Source organism: Clostridium sp. Marseille-Q7071 (genome assembly GCF_965112025.1).
This window is the reverse complement of sequence record NZ_CBCOPR010000001.1, coordinates 4,676,393-4,695,860: the sequence shown is the minus strand read 5'-3', so window position 1 is coordinate 4,695,860 and position 19,468 is coordinate 4,676,393. Positions and strand designations below refer to the sequence as shown.

The window sequence follows — 19,468 nt, the reverse complement described above, 5'->3', positions numbered from 1 at the left end:
TTGATTTGGAAAGAAATTTAACTGTTGTTTCTTTAGAGTTTAAAAAGAAAAATTTTATTAAAAACATTTTAATTAGTGTCACTGTGTTAATACCTATATTATTCTTATGTTTTATTATAGATGAATCTATAGATATTTCTAATATAGTTCTTGGAACAGTTCCATATATGATTTTAGTTAATGGCTGTTTTTGTCTTACTCAGGAATTTACTAATAAAACGGATAAAATAATTTTTACAGGGGTTTTTAAGAGATATGAGATAATGATTTCAAAATTATTTAACTTTTTTGCTACAAGCTTAATTTATTTTATGTTTTTTCAAATTGTATCAATTTTGTATAATTTATTTATGAGCCAAAATATATCTCAGCTTATTAGTTTTACTACAGTAATAAATAACCTTTATGTATTTTTTATTTATACATTTACCCTAGGTTCATTTGCATTATTGGTTTCAGCAGTTACATCCAATAGCATATTTACTGGAATAATAACCTATGCTTTTTATTTTGATTTAATAATAGCTCTCCTTTCAAATGTAGTAGAATCAAGCAGTAATAAAATGGTGACAATTCTTATAGAAAAGCTGCCTTTTTATATTGCAGTTACAGGCTTTAACAATTTAAATTATACTTTTAATCAGTCTATAGTTATGATTGTTAGTGGATGCATATTTTTCGTAATAGCTTGTGCTATAATTAATAGAAAAAATATATGATTATAGAGGGGGACTATGGATAATTTTATATTAAGAATCTTTGGTGTTACTAAAATATATAAAAATTTAACAGTACTAGATAAGGTTAATATGTCAATAAAAAAAGGTCAAATTTATGGACTTATTGGATTAAATGGTGCAGGTAAAACTACTTTAATGAGAGTTATATCAGGCCTTATATAGAAGTAAATCGAGGAAGCATTGAATTATTTGGTGAAAGTAATACTGATAAAATACAGAAAGAGCGAAGAAGAATGGGATGTCTTATAGAAACACCAGCTCTACATTATTATAAAACTGTTTATGAAAATCTAGAAATTCAAAGATTACATAAAGGGATACCAGGAAAAGACTGCATAGAAAAAGTTTTAGAACTAGTAAATTTATTAAATTTTAAAAATAAAAAAAAAAGATCTTTCATTAGGTATGAAACAAAGACTGGGAATTGCAATGGCTTTACTTGGTAATCCAGAATTTTTAGTATTAGATGAGCCCATTAGCGGGCTAGATCCTATAGCTATAATTGAAACAAGAGAGTTATTAAAAAAGCTAAACAAAGAAGCTGGAGTTACTATTTTAATATCAAGTCATATATTAGAGGAACTTTATCAACTTGCAAATTGTTATGGCATAATTCATAAAGGAAAATTAATAGAACAAATAACAGATAAGGAATTGGAAGAGAAATGTAAAAAGTTTCTTCATATTAAAGTAGATAATTCAGCTAAGGCAGCAGTTATATTAAATACAAAGTTATCAACATCAAGCTTTAATATCTTGCCTAATAATATTATTAGATTATATGACTATGTAGATAGCTCAGAAATAGTATCTAAAGCTTTTGCTAGAGAAGGAGTGTTAGTAAAAGAACTTATGCCTATGGGAGATAGTTTAGAAGATTATTTTTCAAAAGTCATAGGGGGTGATATAGATGATTAATTTGTTAAAATCAGAGTTTTATAAGCTAAAAACCTCAAAAATATTTTTAGCAATTTTACTTCTGAATGTACCTCAAAGTATTTTATGCCCTATACTATTTAGCCACACTATGACTGGCAAAAAAGTACTAATTCAAGTATTTTTAGCACAAGAATTTATAGGATTCTTTATTTTTACTGGTATATTTGCAGCTTACTATATAGGCAACGAGTTTAGCTTTAGACATATAGTAAACTTAATTAGTTATGGACATAAAAGAAGAGATATTGTTTTGGCAAAAAGTATAGTTTATTACGTTGGGATCACTATTATAAACTTACTATCACCTATTTTAATAACTATAATAAATACCTTAATGAATGGATATGGAGAACCATTTACTTTCAATTCTTTTATATTTATAGTGGAAATCTTTTTTCTTATGACTCTTGTTTATATTGGTTTGTCTAGTATTGCACTTTTAATATCCTTTATATTTAAAAATCCATTAATTATTGTATCTTTATTTGTAATTATAGATTTTATTAGTAGATCTGCTAGATTTCATTCAGTTCAAGAGCAGGGTATTATTAAATTAATTTATGATAAAACTATATTTGGACAATCGTTAATTATATTATCCAATAATATTAGTTTTATAGGGGCACTTAGAGCTATATTAATAGTTTTGATTACAGTAGCAATTTCAACCAGTTTAAGTATATATTTTTTGAGAAAGCAGATATAAAATAAAGAAAGGCGGTAAATAAATGGTTTTTATTATAGTAGGATTGATAATTATAATAACATTTTTGTTTATACGCTTAATTTTCATGAAAAAGCAAATAGTGGACATAACAAAGCAGCTTATAGATATTAATAAAGATAAAGATGATAAAAAATTAACTGTAGCTTTAATAAATAAAGAAATTGAAGAATTGACTAAAAATATAAATACTACTTTGAGTTTGAAAAAACAATGTGAAATTAACAATATTAAACTCCAAAGCGAATTAAGAGAAACAATTGCTAATATGTCTCATGATCTTAGAACTCCTTTAACTTCAATTATAGGATATATTCAGTTTTGCAAATTAGATAATATAGTTGAAGAAGAGAGAATGGAGTATTTAAATACAGCAGAGCAAAGGGCAAAATTTCTTGAAACATTATTAAATGATTTTTATGAACTGTCCCTAATAGAATATTTAGATCATGAGCTTAAGCTGGAAAGTTTAAATATCACTAGAATATTACAAGAGCTCTTATTAGGTAGATATACGGATTTTTTGGATAAAGGGTTGAACCCTACTATAGAAATGCCAAAAGATAGCATATACATTATCGCTGAAGAAAAGTATTTAGAACGTATAATTGAAAACTTATTAAGTAATTCTATAAAATACGCAAAGGACAAGCTATATATTTCCTTAGTTTTAGAAGATGAAACAGTGCTATTAAGAGTCAGCAATACTACTGATGATTTAAATTTATAGATGTTGATAAAATTTTTGATAAATTTTATATGTCAGATAAAAATCGCTCAGGAAAAGGTACAGGAATTGGTCTATCAATAGTAAAAAGTTTAATAGAAAAAATCAATGGAACTATAGAAGCAGATAAGTGCGAAGGTATGCTAAATATTTATTGTAGATTTAGAGTTCATAAATTATATTGAACATAAAATAAAAATTCACCACATCTCTATGGTGAATTTTTTATTACATTTAAATAGATATCCTATATTATTATTGTACCATAAAATGGATAAAAATATAAGTCTATTATTACCAAAGAATTATCATTATAATTTAGGAATAATGGTAAAAGGGGGAATTTAAATGAGCAATGAAGTAATCACATCTTTAAAAAATCATAGGTCAATAAGAAGCTTTGAAAAGAAAAAAATTGAAAAAGAGATTTTAGATGAAATACTAGAAGCTGGGGTTAGAGTTGCTAATGGAGGAAACTTGCAGGGATATTCATTAGTTGTAGTTGACGACTTAGAAAAGCTAGAGGAACTTGGAATATATAATACACCCCTTGTAATAATAGCATTAGCAGATGCCTATAGAACTAAAAAGTGGTTTGCTACTTTTGGTGAGGATAAAAAACCTGTAAATACAACTCATGGATTCTTCATAAATAACTGGGATGCACTAATTTGCCTTCATAATATTCAGATAGCAGCAGAAAGCCTAGGAATTGGCACATATTATAATGGAGATGTAACTTCTAAGGATTTAAGAAAGATTATAAATAATCCGGTGTATACTTTCCCATCAGGAATGCTATGTTTAGGATATCCAAAGAATGAAGGTAGGCTTTCAGATAGATTACCACTGGAGGCTGTTGTGCATTATAACTCCTACAAAATACCTACAGAAGAAGAAATAAGGGAATGGTATGGTGAAAAAGAAAATTTATTTCAAACTAGAAACAGTAAGGAAAGATTAGAGGAGTTAAAAGATAGGGGAATTTCTAACATAGCACAAGCTTATTCTAAAAATAAATTTAAAAAAGATGAGATAGACATATTAAGTAAAGGAATAAAAAGAAACCTTAAAGAGTCTGGATATGATATATAATCATCATATAATTATATATAGATAAACTGCCTTAAAACTTAATGTATATCTCTATGGCATTTTTAATTCACAATGCAAAATGCACAATTAAGGTGGAAATTATTTTTAATTAAAATAATTTCTTTAATGGATTTTTTAACCAGCAATACAATTGCTAATTTTCCACCTCTGGGAAACTTAATCAATTGAGAATTGAGAATGGGAAATTGACAATTATGGCGGAAATTAATTCTTACAAATCAATTTATAGTTTAATATATATTTAATAATATATGGCGAACACTGCTTACCGTTACGAAGAATCAGCGTAATTAAATTATATAACATTTGAGATTAAGAATAGAAATTTAATCACTCGATACATATAATATACTGAAGAATTGATATAGATAGCATATTTAAATTTGAATATAGTAAAGTTCTAATTAAATAGTAGGAGTGATTAAGGTGGAAGAAAAGCAAGATAAAAAGAGAGAAACGAATCAAAGTGAAGATAAAGTTTGTATTACTAAGTCCGTATGTCCTAAATACAATGTAATAAAAGATCAATGCGGGATTGGACCTTTGACGCCTGAGCAGAGGCGCATTGAGGCCTTTGAAAAACGAATTCAATCTGCTTTATTTCAGAAGAATTTAATTCTTCAAGGTCAAAGATGCAATGACGATGAAGTTTTGTATGCAAATAAGATTGGAAGTTATACAAAGGCTTTACCTCATAATTTGTTAGGAGAAGTAAATTTAGAGGCCTACAACATTTGGATAAACACATTAACCACTGGGAATCCAGAAAAATTTGAGTTGTTACCGCTAGGAGGGACTAGAAAATTCTCTAACCCTCAGGCATCGTATGCCTATGAGATGGTTGGACCTGATTCTCATCATCTTACTATGGCACCAGCTCCGAGCTTTTCCAGTGCCATAGAAGCAAGTGAAATGGCTGAGGATTATTGGATGGCTTTAACTCGTGATGTCCCTTTTGTAGATTATAACACCAACCCTGGAACTAGGGCTGCAGCTGAGGATTTATCAAGGTTTTCGAAGTTTGATGGTCCTAAATGTAAATGTAAAGTCACTACGGAAACACTATTCCGTAGTAATGTACCTGGCGCTTTGGAAGGACCATATGTTTCACAATTCCTCTTAAAGGATGTTCCCTTTGGGGCAAAAACTGTAACACAGAATTACATTGCACCTGTGGGAAAAATCGATTATATGACTTCATATAATGAATGGCTTAATATACAGAATGGACAGGCGCCCTCTTCAACATTAAAACTTGATCCAATACCTCGATATATTAGTAATGGAAGAGTCCTCGGCGAATATGTCCATAAAGACAGCAGCATTCAGGCTGCAATAACGGCTTGCTTGATACTACTAGGCTTTGGGCAGGAAGCTCTGTCTTTGAGTAATCCCTATTTATTCTCAAAAACTCAGGAGGGGTTTGCTACCTTTGGTAGCGCACATGTTTTGGATTTTGCGGCTCGTGCAGCGAGGATGGCCCTTGAAGCAGCCTGGTTCCAAAAGTTTTTGGTGCATCGAAGATTAAGACCCGAAGAGTTTGGAGGATGCGTACAAAATTTTAAGACAGGTGCCGCAAGATATCCGATTAATCCAGAATTATTAAATTCAAAGGTATTAGAGATAGTATTTGAAAAATATGGAACGTACCTCCTGCCTATGGCCTATCCTGAAGGATGTCCAACTCATCCGGCATATCCTGCAGGCCATGCAGCCCACATTGGAGCGGAGGTAACTATTTTAAAAGCATTTTTCAATGAGGATTATATTATTCCTAATCCAGTAGTAGCTAGCGCTGACGGACTTAAGTTACAACCATATCTTGAGGGTGATCTAAAAGTAGGGGGAGAATTAAATAAGCTTGCTACTAATATTGCCCTTGCACGAGATTTTGCAGGTGTTCATTGGCGTTCAGATGGTTTAGAAGGCATGAAACTTGGAGAAGCTGTGGCGATAGGATTACTTCAGGATTATAGAAATACCTATAATGAAGAATTCCATGGTTTTGCCTTCACAAAATTTGATGGTACAAGGGTAATAATTTAAAAAATATGTCTATAAAACATGGAATGGTGAATACTAAGCGTCCCTAAAAATTATCATTCTGCAACCTTCTGGACAAATATGTAATGAATTTATAATTAAATGAGAGGTCTACTTGAAAGTGAATTTTAAATCACTTTCAAGTAGACCTTCTATAATTTTTGGATATTTTAACTTTAAAATTATTAGATATTGTAAGAATCTATTATCACATAGTAATGTCATTCTGTGTCTCCTACAGTTATTGAAGTATATTAGTATAAAATTTGCTTTTTATAATTCTTTATATTTAGTTAATATAAAGAATATGTTTTATCTAGTTAATTTCTTTATTACATCTTCCAGGTTTGGATACATATTCAAAAGTTCTGCTCTCTCAAATAGTTCAAAATCATCAAAAGTAAATGCAGGGGATACCATACATCCAACTAAAGCAAATCCATCATTGTTCATAGAAGAACCAAATATATATCCCTTAGGAACTAGAACTTGGGGAACTTCTCCTTTTTCTACATCTAATCCTAATTGCTTAGTTATGAGCTCACCCTCTGGTGTTATCATATATATAGTCAGAGCTTGACCATCGTGGTAATACCACATCTCATCAGAAGTTAATCTGTGAAAATGAGATACCTCTCCAGTTTTAAGTAAGAAATATATGCTACTAAATAATTTTTTATCTTCTCTAAAGAAGTCTTCTGATATTATTGATTCTTTGAAGTATCCCCCTTCCACATGTGGTATCATGTCTAATTTTTCTATATAATATTGTGCTGATTTCATGTTACACCTCCTAAGTATAATAAATTTATTATACTAAAAATTTAATGATTTGTATTAATAATAGAAATTAATGATTTTTCCATTGATATGACTTCTAGGAGTAAAATTCTATAGAAATATGTGTGAAATTTAATTCTAGATATTATTGATGCCAATCACATCCACCATAGAAGAAATCCACAATCTTTAAGATCGCGGATTTTACTTTAACTATAAAAATATAAAATATATGTAATGTTTAGGTTCACTGGAAAATCCTAAGCTGCGGCTCAGCTAAATTTACTTTTCATTATGATTGTTAAGAAGTAAATACTTCTAGAAGTTAAAAACATGAGTTAGGGATATTAAGTAGAGTAATAAAAAGTTTATACGAAATTATTAAACACTAAGATATAAGCTATCTTATAAAACAAAATATAAAACTTCTATAATACACTAATGGACTTAGCCTAAAATTAAGTTCAATATATGTAGGGAATTTAAATTTTAACATATTTTTTCATATGCTTAACCTTTTGGTTTAAATATCAGGGCAGAAATAAACCCAAAGATTATTGCTGAAGAAACTCCTGCACTTACTGTCTTTAAAACACCAGTAAATATTCCTATAAAACCAGTTTTCTCAGCTTCAGTTATAGCAGCAGTTACAAGGGTATTTCCAAAACTACTTATAGGTACAAATGCTCCCGCACCTGCGAACTTCACCAAAGGATCATATAGACCAAATCCACCTAAGATTGCACCAATTACAACTAGTGTACAAGTTGTGTGTGCAGGAGTAATCTTTAAAGTATCCATTATAAGTTGCCCAATAACACAAATTAAACCACCTATTATAAATGCAAAAATAAATTTTTCCATAACTTAACTCACACCTTCTTTTTTACATTTCTATAGAAACAGCATGGGCAATGCTAGGTATGCTTTCCTTTTGTTGATAGGAGATAGGGGACATTAAGGCACCAGTTGCAACAATTAATATTTTCTTTAATTTTCCTTTTCGCATACGATTAAGTAAATGTCCATAAGTTACAACAGCAGAACAAGCACAGCCGCTACCACCAGAAAAGCTTGGTTGTTCTTTTTTATATATTAAAAGCCCACAATCTGTAAATATATGTGCTGGCATATTTATGTCATGTTTTTCTAATAAAGCATTAGCAAGTTCATGACCAACTTTTCCTAAATCACCAGTAGCAATAAGATCATAATGAGAAGCATCAATATTTAAATCTCTAAAATGAGCTTCAATGGTATCTACAGCTGCTGGTGCCATAGCTGCTCCAAGATTAGAGGGATCTGAAATTCCCATGTCTACTACTCTTCCTATGGTAGCAGAAGTTATTTTAGGTCCATTTCCATTTTGCCCAAGAACTGCAGCTCCAGCTCCAGTTACTGTCCACTGAGCAGTAGGTGGTCTTTGTACACCATATTCGGTAGGATATCTAAATTGTTTTTCAGCAGCTGCATTATGACTACCTGCAGCTGTTATAACATATTTAGCTGCTTTACTTTCTATTAATTGAGCTGCTAATGATAAACCTTCCATGGAGCTAGAACAAGCACCAAAGATTCCGAAATGAGGTATTCCTAAAGTTCTTGCAGCAAAGCTGCTAGAAATGACTTGATTCATTAAGTCTCCACTTAAAAAAAAATTAATATTTTCCTTTTTTATCTTTGATTTTTGTATTGCTCTTTCACAAGCATGCTCAAGTAGAGCCCTTTCTGCTTTTTCATAGCTATCTTGCCCAAGCCATAAATCTTCATAAAGTATATCAAAGTCATCAGCTAAAGCGCCATTAGCTTCAAAAGGACCACCGACAGTTGCAGAAGCTAATATTGTAGGTTTAGAACTAAAAATCCAGGATTGATGTCCTTTAAGCATTTACATCGCCCCCAACCATTTTATTGTCATTTTTATTGTAGCAACTACAAAAGCAGCAAAAACTCCATAAACAATAATGGCGCCTGCAAGTCTGAACATATTTCCAGCTACTCCAAGTACAAATCCTTCACTCTTATGTTCAATTGAAGAAGAAGCTATAGAGTTAGCAAAGCCTGTAATAGGAACAGCAGTTCCACATCCAGCCCATTGACTAAGATGATCATAAATTCCAAGACCAGTAAATAAAGCTGCAAAAAAGATTAAAACTACGTAAGTAGGAGCTACTGAGGTCTTTTCATTAAAATGAAAATAGTTGATAAAAATCCACTGCAATCCTTGACCAATTGTACATATTACACCACCTACGAGAAAGGCTCTAATGCAATTAGTTAAAATAGATCTTTTAGGTTCTATACTCTTCACTAGTGCATCATATTGCTGCTGAGTTGGAGTCATTTTTTTCTTTTTCATATTTGACATTTATTTCACCTTCTAACGTAATAAATATGGTTTTAATTTTTTCATGATTTCTTCTAATTTTTCAGCACTTTGTGAGTACATAGTTTTTGCATTTTTATTGTCACAGTCTAAAGAAAATGACAAGAGATCAGCTTGACTTTTTTGAATGCTAGCATATAGCATTTCCTTAATCTGTGTTTTAGGGACTTGTATCATATCATCAAAAAGATCTATATATAAGTCTCCAGAAGAATCCACTTGACCAAGAAAAACATTTTCAAGGGAAACCCCTTTGATTTCCAGCTGGGTTGTGAGCCAGTCTCGATTTAATCCAGCATTAGTAAGACCTTCATCTAATATATTTCCATCTAAGATAACAGGTTGTGGTTCAGTTTTAGGTCCTACTTGCTCTCCTAAATCATATGGAGTAACAGGTTTTTTATCAGCTTTTAAACTAACATTTATATCTCCGGTTGATTCCATTACAGCAAATTCAACGTCAGCTAAGTTAAATGCATTTTTTGAACGCATCTCTTGTAGAAACTCTTGACCTGTGATTCTCTCTTTAGATAAGTTATCTTCCATGATTTTACCGTTTTTAACTAGGACTCTTTCCTTACTATGTATTAGGTTATAAACCCACTTACTTCTCATGGAAGCGTAATCTAAGATAATAGGCATTAGTGCCCAAACAGCCAGTGTAATTAGTCCAAAGTAAATATTATCAACGATATTTAAAGAAATTAAAGTAATTATAATAGCAATGACAGCATAAGAAATAAAATCAAAGGGAGTAGCCCTAGATAAGGTCTTCTTCTTCATATATTTTGTTATAACTAATGCTAAAAAAAATAAAACTATTGAATTAAATAATATTATTAACCAAGAATTCATATGCCACCTCACTAGTTGCCTTTATATTGGGGTTCTTCAAACTCCATAGCTCCTATTCTTTTTTCTAAATCTGTGTTAATTTTTCTTATTTCTTCAGATGTCTGATTATAGATAGCTCTAGATTTTTTATTACGTTCTTGTAATGAGTACATTCTTAAAGTGGCTTCAGCTCCTTTTAGTGTAGCCAATGTTTGTTTTACCTTTGAAATCGCAGTCATATAAAAGTCTCCTTTATATTTATTAAATTACTTTCTAACCTACTTTAACCAATAAACTTAATTTTAATTCATTTCTTAATATAAATATTTTTTAAGTTATTAAAGATAAATTACTAAAGTTTAATAAATATAGACTAGATTTAAAAAGGAATATATTTCATTATTGATAAAAGGAATATTTAAATTGATTATGAACAAAATATAGTTGCAATAAAAAATTATAAAGGAGGAATTTTTATGCCAACAGGAACTAAACTTGAAACAGCATTATCTAGCGCTAAAGGCCTAGCTGCTGATATGAAGACATTTTCTTTAGATACAGATAATCAAGAAGCAAAACAAATGTTCAATCAACTTGCAAATACAATGGAAAGTGTACAACAAGCGCTTCAATCAAGACTTGACTTTGTAAAACAAGAAGAACCTCAATATAATGAATAATTAATTAATATGCTCTCATATCTAGTTAAATTTATGTTTTATAGATATGGGAGTATATTAATATATAATATAATTTTCAGTTCTTTTAGAATTACTAAATTATTAACTAATTAGATAAATAAATTTACAATATAAAAATAATTGCTAATAAGTATATTATAACTATGCTTTTATAAAACATTTAGAGAAGACAGAACAATATATAAAACAGGTGGATGAAAGATAACTTTAGTTTCGCCTTCGCTTTATCAAATTTAATGTTGTGCAACAATCTAAGATTTTTAATGTTTATAAAAAATTATTAAGTACTAGGATAGAAGCTATCTTATAAAAATAAAATATAAAATTTTTATAATACGCCAAGAGACTTAGCTGGGTATTAACAAAGACTGAAAAGATAGCAATATTAGAAAATCAATTTGCTGGAGGTCATATTTCCTTGCAAGAATACCAGTTACAAATATTAAAATATATATAGTAGAATTTATTTATAATTTAGACTGATAAGATGAGGCTTTAATTGAGGTTAAGATCACAGGATAAAGTAAAAATAATTATGAGGACGTCAAAAATTTTTATTGTATCAGTATAGAGAATGTGGTGGAGGATATTTAAATTAAATATCCTCCACCATTATTTCTATCTTTACACAGTATTGCTTTTCATCTTTAGTAGTAAGTTCATTTAGAGGATATTCCTCATAGGCATTACTACAAATGCGTAGATTATTTTCTTTAATAAATGTAAATAACTTTTCATAAAGATCATCGGATTCTCCATAAGCACATCTACCATAGAACACTGCATACTTACCTTCTGGCTTATATGAATTTTGGTCATTTTCCACCTTAAAATAATAGTGCACTACTAATAAAGGCTCTCCAGACTCAATGCTTTTTGTATTAATAATAGCACCAAGAGGATAACCTACATCAATTCCATTTTCAGCAGCGAAATCATAAAATGAAACAGTAGAATCATCTGGAGGATTATTAGAAAGTATAGGGCCTAAAAAAATAGGCTCTTTCTTTTTATATTCAATATTTATGCTGTTTTCTTCATATTTAATAGCATCTTCTGCCATATCCACATATAATTGCATGATTTCTAAAATACGTTTAAGTTTTTTTATTTCCGTCAAAATATGCTTTTTCTGTGCACTAAACAAAGAAAACATCTGCTCAGGAGTACGTATATCTATATATTTCTTGATTTCGTCTATACTAATGCCAATTTCTCTAAGAGAAATGATTAAATATGCTGTAGTAAGCTGACTTCTAGTATAATAGCGATAACCATTTTCACCACGAAATTCTGGAGAGAACAACCCAATTTGATCATAATATCTTAGGTTTTCACGCTTAATACCAGTGAGACGGGAAAATTCTTTTATTGGCATATAAGATTCATCTTTCATAATAACCTCCAAGCTTTAAATAAACTATTGACATTAAAGTTACTTTAAGCTTTATAATACCACTGAAAATAAGTTTTTGCAAAATTACTTACATAACGGAGGTAGACTATGAAGTATTTAAAAGTATTCCTAAAAGAAAGAAAAGGAAAAGTAGCAATAACATTAATTATGCTTTTAGGACAAGTAGTAGGAACATTACTCATTCCATTTCTAATAGCAGGGATTGTAGACAATGGAATTTTGAAAGGTGATATGAATGAGATCCTTCGTATAGGGGTTCAAATGATATTAGTTCTTTTAATAACAACAGGGGCAGCTGTCTTAGGAAGTTACTATTCTGCAGACCTTGCTGCAGTTTTTGGCTATTACATGAGAAATAAGATTTTTTGTAAGAGTCAGGAATTATCTATTCATGAATTTGACACTATTGGTGTTTCTTCTATGATTACACGTACAACTTCAGATATTTCTAATTTACAACAGAATTTTGGGTTGGTCTTGCAGTTGATAATTCCAACTCCACTTATTATTGGTGTATCTATTGTTATGACAGCATACACTAGTTTTACTCTGGCTTTAATACTTATTTTATCTGTGATAATATTTATGGTCTTTGCTGCGTTAGTACTTAAGAAATCAACTTATATTTCTAAAAGGGTTCAGACTAAATTAGATCATATTAATCAGGTAATAAGGGAATCTATTACTGGAATCCGTGTTATCCGTGCTTTTGGAAATGAAAAATATGAGGAAGGTAGAGCAAGTAAAGCTTTTAAGGGGTATGCTACAGATATGATAAAGCTAAATAAGCTATTTGCTATATTAAATCCTACAATATGGTTTATAACTGGCTTGTCTATGGCCCTTATAGTTTGGATAGGTGGAGTGCTTTCTATGAATGGAACAATGGAAATTGGGCAAATAACTGCAGTTACTGAATATTCTATTATTACATTGAGCTATCTAATATTGGCTACAACAACAAGTGTTACCCTTCCTAAAATGAAATCATGCCTTGATCGTATAGAGGAAGTTTTGGAAATTAATCCAGAGATTCAGGATTTAAACATAGAAAAAGAAGATATAAAGGATAATCCTGCAGTTGTTGAATTTGAAAATGTATCCTTCTTTTATCATGGAGCAGAGGAGCCAGTTATAAAAAACCTATCATTCTCATGTAATGAAGGTCAGACAACAGCCATTATTGGAAGTACAGGCTCTGGTAAGAGTACTATTGCTAATCTTATTCTAAGATTACACGACATAGACCAAGGAGAGATTCGCATAAATGGTGTGGATATAAGATACCTTTCACAAAAGGAATTAAGGGATACAATTGGTTACGTTCCTCAGAAAGCTTTCTTATTTAGCGGGACAATTGAAGATAACTTAAGAATGGGGTATAAAGAGGCAACTAAGGAAGATATGAAAAGAACATTAAGCATCTCTCAAGCAGATTCTTTTGTAGACAAATTACCTATGGGATTAGAATCTCAAGTTGCTCAAGGTGGATCTAATTTTTCAGGTGGACAGAAACAACGTTTGTCTATTGCAAGGGCCCTTATAAGGAAGGCACCAGTTTATATTTTCGATGATAGTTTTTCTGCTTTGGACTTAAAAACAGATTCAGCACTTCGTAAATCACTTAAAGAAAATATGGCAGATGCAGCCAAGATAATAATTGCTCAGAGAGTAAGTACAATTATGGATGCAGATCAAATCCTTGTATTAGACGAAGGAAAACTAGTTGGTATTGGAAAACATGATGACCTAATGAAAAACTGTTCTATATATCAAGCAATTGCTAAAAGTCAGATGAATATAAAGGAGGCTTGATTTTATGAAGAAGGATAAAAATAAGAAGAATGATATAATGGCATTCAGCGAGGATATTCCTCAAAATACAAAAAAGACTATTAAGAGACTAATGAGACGATTAAAAATGCAAAATAAAAAGCTAATAATTGTGGGTATATCTGCATTACTAAGTAGTACATCTTATGCAATTATGCCACTTATGGTTGGAGTAGCTATTAATAATCTACTAGATGCAATTCGTAGCTTTGATGGCTCCGGAAGTGTTATATCAATGGTAACACATGCACTAGCTATGCCAGTTTTGATGTTAGTACTAACATCTATTGTTAATAGTTTGCTTTCTTATATTCAGCAATATATAATATCTAGCATTGGTGAAAATTTAACTCTATCACTACGTAAAGACATTAGCGAAAAAATAAATAAGCTTCCACTGAAATACTTTGATTCACATAAAACAGGGGATGTTATGAGTAGGGTAACAACTGATCTTGAAAAAGTATCACAAGTCATGCAGATTGGATTTATGCAGTTCATATCTTCTTGCTTTACAATTGTACTTACCATTATTGCTATGGTTATCTTAAATCCAAAGTTATCTTTTTTAATTTTTATATTCATTGGAATCAGCGCTATTGCAACAAATTTCGTATCAAAATTGAGTCAACGTTATTATGCAGATAATTTTGCTGCCATGGGTGATTTGAGTGGAAAAATTGAAGAAGTATATTCTGGCAATCGTATTATAAAGGTATTTAATCAACAATCTGATATGATTGAAGAGGTTTCTCAGCTTAACAAAAAGCAGTTTGAAGCAAATAGAAAAGCACAATTCATTGATTTTGCTATATATCCAACTATAAGGCTATTAAATCAATTAGGTTTTGTTGTTACAGCTATTGTAGGAGGAATAATGACACTTAATGGACAGATTTCCTTAGGTGGAATTCAGGCATTTTTACAATATGTAAATCAAGTTTCTGAGCCTATTACTCAAGCTTCTTATGTTATTATGTCTCTACAATCTGCTATTGCTGGAGCTGAGAGAGTTTTTGAACTATTAGATGAAGAGGAAGAAACTATAGATAATACGGTTAGTACATTCCCCAAATCTAATGGTAGAGTGACTTTTAAGAATGTAAAGTTTGGTTACACACAAGATAGAACTTTAATAAAGAGTCTAAGTTTGGAAGTAAAGCCTAATGAAATGGTAGCTATTGTTGGTCCAACAGGTGGAGGAAAAACTACATTAATTAACTTGATTATGCGTTTTTATGAATTAAATGGAGGATCTATATCAATTGATGGGGTTAATATTACTGAAATTTCTAGAAGCACATTGCGTCGACAGATTGGTATGGTACTTCAAGATACATGGCTATTTGAAGGTACAATAGCTGAAAATATTGCCTATGGTAAGATGGATGCTACACGAGAAGAAATTATAGCTGCTGCAAAAGCAGCCTGCTGTGACCATTTTATTCGTACACTCCCAGAAGGATATGATACTGTAATATCTAGTGAGACATCTAATGTTTCTCAAGGACAAATGCAGCTTTTAACTATTGCTCGTGCTATGCTGACTAATCCAACAATTATGATATTAGATGAGGCTACTTCAAGTGTAGATACAAGAACAGAAGTAGAAATTCAAAAAGCTTTATCAAGGCTTATGAAGGATAAAACAAGTTTTGTCATAGCTCACAGATTGTCAACTATCCAAAATGCAGATATGATTTTGGTTGTTAAAGATGGAGATATTGTAGAGAGAGGAAACCATGAGAGTCTTCTAGCACAAAATGGTTTCTATGCTTCTCTTTATTACAGCCAATTTGAAGTGGCTAATTAAATAGATAATGAAGAGTTTATTTATAAATTAGAGAACCTTTTAGACAGTGAAAAATATTTAAAATTTCTATAAACCCATTAGCTGGTTGCTTTCTTGGTTATAAATAGGTTTATATCTATAAAATAAATTAATAAATATAAAAGTTTAAAATAATGTTATTTCAATAGATTTTATTTTAGGTGCAATTTTAAAGTATTGCGAATTTCAAGGATGTCCATTTGGACATCCTTTTAGATTATACTTATTTCAGCATTATTTTAAAATATAGAAAAGAAAACTAATATATTGACAAGAGTAATTCCATAGCCTTAAGGGAAAGAGGGTTTTAATTAACTAAGTAGTTAATCAAAATTAAAGATATGAGGAGGGGTAATATGGAGTGGAGGATATTAAAAGACACATTTAAAAGGAACCTAATTATTAATTTAAGGGCATATTGCTCAGGATTTCTTATTTCTAAAAGAGTAAATGAATTTTGCTCTACTCTCTGTGCTTGCTGGGTAGAAAGTTTATAACACAACTAGGGAATCTAATTAATGAAAAATAGGACTTAATTATCAGTATTAATGGTAATTAAGTCTTTATCATTTAGGAAGATTTATGAGGTATTTATTATGTGTAGGAAGTATTAAAAAGGAGAAATTTACAGTGAAAATCAATGAGGTAGTTAAAAATAAAGATAGAAGAAAGTAAAAAGATGCTAAAGAGAGTTAATTTAGTATCAGTAAAACTTATTAAAGAAGGTTCAATTTTGTATGAATCAAGAAGAGTTTCAAGTCCTAAAGATGCTTTTGAATTAGGTAAGGAGTTTCTAATAGATAGTGATGGGGAGAAGCTTATATTAGTTTATTTAAATAATAAGAATAAAAGATATTAATAACATACATGATAAGAGCTATAAGGATTTACTAACTAGTAAGGATATATTTAAAAATCTAATCAAATCTTTTATAAATAAATCATGGAGTAAAGAGATAAAGAAAGAGAATCTTGAACTTGTAAATAAGCAATTTATTTTATCAGATTATGAGGAATTAGAATCTGATATTTTATATAAAACAAAAATTGATGAAGCAGTATTATAAATATACTAAATTAGGGGAAAGTATGGGCAATGCTCAAGCTTAGGAAGGAATATGTGACTTTAAGATTAAGGATGTAGAGAAACATTTTTAATGTAGAAAATATATTTGTTTTATGTAATAGGAATAAAATCGTGGCAGTTTATAGTTTAATAGTGTGATGCAAATTATAGAAAATTCAATAGAAAATCAATATCATGCAAAAAGAGTCATAAACTGTAAAAAAAATTGTATTTGCAGATATAGACATTGAAACAAGCGAGGACTATAATTATTTGAATAGATTTATTTTAGGACAATATAGGAGGAACTTGTAAAAAAATGAGAAAAAAAATTAGTATAGCATCTCTTTTAGTAGCATTAGGTATTGTATATGGAGATATAGGTACATCACCACTCTATGTTATGAAATCAATGCTTGGAGTAAATAATGGATATGTATCAAAGGAACTTATTTTAGGTGGAGTATCTCTTGTGGTTTGGACGTTAACACTTCAAACGACAATAAAATATGTAATGATAACTCTGGAAGCAGATAATAAAGGAGAGGGAGGTATATTTTCATTATATACTCTTGTAAGAAAAAAAGCTAAGTGGCTAATTATACCGGCTGTTATAGGAGGAGCAACATTACTTGCTGATGGGATGATTACACCACCTGTAACAGTAACATCAGCAATAGAAGGTTTAACTTTAGTTTTTCCAATAGAAACAAGAAGTATAATTATAATTGTAATAAGTATATTAACGGTGTTATTTTTACTTCAAAGATTTGGAACAGATGTAATAGGAAGAATGTTCGGACCTATGATGGTTATATGGTTTTCAATGTTGATAATTCTAGGATTTAGTCAAGTACTACAATATCCTCAAATAATAAAGGCCTTAAATCCTTATTATGGTATTAAGTTATTAGTAACAAATCCTAGAAGTGTATATATTTTAGGGGCAGTATTTCTTTGTACTACTGGAGCAGAAGCGCTTTACTCCGATCTTGGACATTGTGGTAAAAGTAATATTCACTATACATGGGTATTTGTGAAAATATGTTTAATAATGAACTATCTAGGTCAAGAAGCTTGGCTTATGTTACGTGAAGGAAGCACAATTAAAGAAAATCCATTCTTTTTAATTATGCCAAGTTGGTTTATTATACCAGGAACTATAGTAGCTACTATTGCAGCAATAATTGCTAGCCAAGCACTTATAACGGGATCATTTACGCTAGTTTCTGAGGCTATTAAATTAAATCTTTTCCCAAAACTTCAAGTTAGATACCCAAATGATGATAAGGGAAAGATTTACATACCAGCAGTAAATTATTTACTTTATATTGGATGTGTACTATTAGTTCTAAAGTTTCAGAAATCAGAAAATATGGAAGCAGCATATGGATTAGCAATTACAATAACAATGCTGATGACAACTATTTTATTATCTCAATATCTAAGATTTAATAAACGAAAACCAATTATGTCAATAATAGTATTTGCTATTTTTATGACAATAGAAACAGGTTTCTTATATGCTAATTTATTTAAATTTATAAATGGCGGATATGTAACAATTATAATTGCTGGAGCACTTATATTCCTTATGTATATTTGGATTTATGGTACAGTTATAAGAAAAAGGTTTAGTCAATATGTTGATATACTATCTTTTAGCAAACATTTTAAGGCTTTAAAAGAAGACAAAGAAATGCCACTTTACGCTACAAATATTGTATATTTGACTGAATCACAAAATTATAAGGAAATTGAAAGGAAAATAATTTTTTCTATTTTTAATAAGCAGCCTAAACGTGCAAAGTTTTACTGGTTTATAAATGTTAGAGTAACAGATGAACCATACACAAAAGAATATAGTGTAAAAACAATTGTACCAAATGAAGCATTTAGTATTCAATTTAATCTTGGATTCCGTATCGATCAAAAAATCAATGTTTTTTTACATCAAGTTATTCAAGAACTTGCTCGTAGTGGTGAAGTGGAATTTACTCCAAAGGACTATATGATTAGTAATAATGGAAAATGTGCTGTGGGAGATTTTAAATTTGTATTATTAGAAGAAATACTTTCTAATGAAAGTGAACTTTCTAAGTGGGATAGTTTTATTACAAGTACAAAGTTATTAATTAAAAAATTAACTGTTACACCGGAAAAGTGGTTTGGAATAGATACTAGTAATGTTGAAATAGAGAAGGTTCCTATTATTATAGGAAATAGAGAAACTTTAAAATTAATAAGGATAAGTTAAAAAATTAAACCTAAATTTTGCCGCAATACATAGAAATAAATGTCGGGGTACTAAGGGTACGTATCGCCTCAATT

19 protein-coding genes and 1 pseudogene are annotated in these 19,468 nt (G+C 30.1%); 13 read left to right on the top strand and 7 right to left on the bottom strand.

Annotation, left to right across the window (positions count from 1 at the left end; all coding sequences use genetic code 11):
- Window positions 1-5 precede the first annotated feature (5 nt).
- The 7 genes and pseudogenes from ACWPW7_RS22300 to ACWPW7_RS22270 all read left to right on the top strand — a co-directional run bounded on the left by ACWPW7_RS22300 (window position 6) and on the right by ACWPW7_RS22270 (window position 6,292).
- Window positions 6-719, top strand: coding sequence for a hypothetical protein (locus ACWPW7_RS22300; protein WP_454055355.1), 714 nt, complete (start codon window positions 6-8; stop codon window positions 717-719).
- Window positions 720-734: 15 nt separating this feature from the next.
- Window positions 735-1,658 (top strand): annotated as a pseudogene (locus ACWPW7_RS22295) (ABC transporter ATP-binding protein).
- Window positions 1,651-2,385, top strand: coding sequence for an ABC transporter permease (locus ACWPW7_RS22290; RefSeq protein ID WP_454055354.1), 735 nt, complete (start codon window positions 1,651-1,653; stop codon window positions 2,383-2,385). The pseudogene ACWPW7_RS22295 and the gene ACWPW7_RS22290 overlap by 8 nt, the downstream one beginning before the upstream one ends.
- An 85-nt stretch (window positions 2,386-2,470) precedes the next feature.
- Window positions 2,471-3,133 carry a sensor histidine kinase gene (locus tag ACWPW7_RS22285; protein ID WP_454055353.1) on the top strand — a complete coding sequence of 221 codons (663 nt, stop codon included), beginning with the start codon at window positions 2,471-2,473 and terminating at the stop codon, window positions 3,131-3,133.
- Between the two features lie 29 nt (window positions 3,134-3,162).
- Complete coding sequence (locus ACWPW7_RS22280; RefSeq protein ID WP_454055352.1) at window positions 3,163-3,315, top strand: ATP-binding protein; 153 nt, start codon at window positions 3,163-3,165, stop codon at window positions 3,313-3,315.
- Between the two features lie 163 nt (window positions 3,316-3,478).
- A complete protein-coding gene (locus ACWPW7_RS22275; protein ID WP_454055351.1) occupies window positions 3,479-4,225 on the top strand; it encodes a nitroreductase family protein in 747 nt (248 codons plus the stop codon).
- A 447-nt stretch (window positions 4,226-4,672) separates the two neighbouring features.
- Window positions 4,673-6,292 carry a vanadium-dependent haloperoxidase gene (locus tag ACWPW7_RS22270; protein WP_454055350.1) on the top strand — a complete coding sequence of 540 codons (1,620 nt, stop codon included), beginning with the start codon at window positions 4,673-4,675 and terminating at the stop codon, window positions 6,290-6,292.
- 309 nt (window positions 6,293-6,601) lie between these two features.
- On the opposite strand, the gene ACWPW7_RS22265 is transcribed toward ACWPW7_RS22270, so the two are convergent.
- The 6 genes from ACWPW7_RS22265 to ACWPW7_RS22240 form a co-directional block, all read right to left on the bottom strand.
- Complete coding sequence (locus ACWPW7_RS22265; protein ID WP_454055349.1) at window positions 6,602-7,072, bottom strand: cupin domain-containing protein; 471 nt, start codon at window positions 7,070-7,072, stop codon at window positions 6,602-6,604.
- Between the two features lie 507 nt (window positions 7,073-7,579).
- A complete protein-coding gene (gene spoVAE, locus ACWPW7_RS22260) occupies window positions 7,580-7,933 on the bottom strand; it encodes a stage V sporulation protein AE (protein ID WP_039633011.1) in 354 nt (117 codons plus the stop codon).
- A 22-nt stretch (window positions 7,934-7,955) separates the two neighbouring features.
- Window positions 7,956-8,957 (bottom strand): stage V sporulation protein AD, encoded by a 1,002-nt coding sequence (gene spoVAD, locus ACWPW7_RS22255; RefSeq protein WP_454055348.1) that lies wholly within the window; start codon window positions 8,955-8,957, stop codon window positions 7,956-7,958.
- Complete coding sequence (gene spoVAC, locus ACWPW7_RS22250) at window positions 8,958-9,437, bottom strand: stage V sporulation protein AC (protein WP_039633015.1); 480 nt, start codon at window positions 9,435-9,437, stop codon at window positions 8,958-8,960. It abuts the gene before it with no gap.
- Between the two features lie 12 nt (window positions 9,438-9,449).
- Window positions 9,450-10,310, bottom strand: coding sequence for a DUF421 domain-containing protein (locus ACWPW7_RS22245; RefSeq protein ID WP_454055347.1), 861 nt, complete (start codon window positions 10,308-10,310; stop codon window positions 9,450-9,452).
- Between the two features lie 11 nt (window positions 10,311-10,321).
- Complete coding sequence (locus ACWPW7_RS22240) at window positions 10,322-10,528, bottom strand: DUF1657 domain-containing protein (protein WP_291565471.1); 207 nt, start codon at window positions 10,526-10,528, stop codon at window positions 10,322-10,324.
- Between the two features lie 237 nt (window positions 10,529-10,765).
- Here ACWPW7_RS22240 and ACWPW7_RS22235 point away from each other — a divergent pair, with 237 nt between their 5' ends.
- Window positions 10,766-10,969 carry a DUF1657 domain-containing protein gene (locus ACWPW7_RS22235; RefSeq protein WP_454055346.1) on the top strand — a complete coding sequence of 68 codons (204 nt, stop codon included), beginning with the start codon at window positions 10,766-10,768 and terminating at the stop codon, window positions 10,967-10,969.
- Between the two features lie 616 nt (window positions 10,970-11,585).
- On the opposite strand, the gene ACWPW7_RS22230 is transcribed toward ACWPW7_RS22235, so the two are convergent.
- Complete coding sequence (locus tag ACWPW7_RS22230; protein ID WP_454055345.1) at window positions 11,586-12,386, bottom strand: MerR family transcriptional regulator; 801 nt, start codon at window positions 12,384-12,386, stop codon at window positions 11,586-11,588.
- 108 nt (window positions 12,387-12,494) lie between these two features.
- On the opposite strand from ACWPW7_RS22230, the gene ACWPW7_RS22225 reads away from it, so the two are divergent.
- The 5 genes from ACWPW7_RS22225 to ACWPW7_RS22205 all read left to right on the top strand — a co-directional run bounded on the left by ACWPW7_RS22225 (window position 12,495) and on the right by ACWPW7_RS22205 (window position 19,394).
- On the top strand, window positions 12,495-14,222 hold the full coding sequence (locus tag ACWPW7_RS22225) for an ABC transporter ATP-binding protein (RefSeq protein ID WP_454055344.1): 1,728 nt from the start codon (window positions 12,495-12,497) through the stop codon (window positions 14,220-14,222).
- A gap of 4 nt (window positions 14,223-14,226) precedes the next feature.
- Window positions 14,227-16,053 carry an ABC transporter ATP-binding protein gene (locus tag ACWPW7_RS22220; protein ID WP_454055343.1) on the top strand — a complete coding sequence of 609 codons (1,827 nt, stop codon included), beginning with the start codon at window positions 14,227-14,229 and terminating at the stop codon, window positions 16,051-16,053.
- Window positions 16,054-16,750: 697 nt separating this feature from the next.
- Complete coding sequence (locus tag ACWPW7_RS22215; protein ID WP_454055342.1) at window positions 16,751-16,930, top strand: hypothetical protein; 180 nt, start codon at window positions 16,751-16,753, stop codon at window positions 16,928-16,930.
- Window positions 16,908-17,138, top strand: a complete 231-nt coding sequence (locus ACWPW7_RS22210; RefSeq protein ID WP_454055559.1) for an Rpn family recombination-promoting nuclease/putative transposase — start codon at window positions 16,908-16,910, stop codon at window positions 17,136-17,138. The genes ACWPW7_RS22215 and ACWPW7_RS22210 overlap by 23 nt, the downstream gene beginning before the upstream one ends.
- 318 nt (window positions 17,139-17,456) lie before the next feature.
- Complete coding sequence (locus tag ACWPW7_RS22205; RefSeq protein ID WP_454055341.1) at window positions 17,457-19,394, top strand: KUP/HAK/KT family potassium transporter; 1,938 nt, start codon at window positions 17,457-17,459, stop codon at window positions 19,392-19,394.
- The last annotated feature ends 74 nt before the right edge of the window (window positions 19,395-19,468 follow it).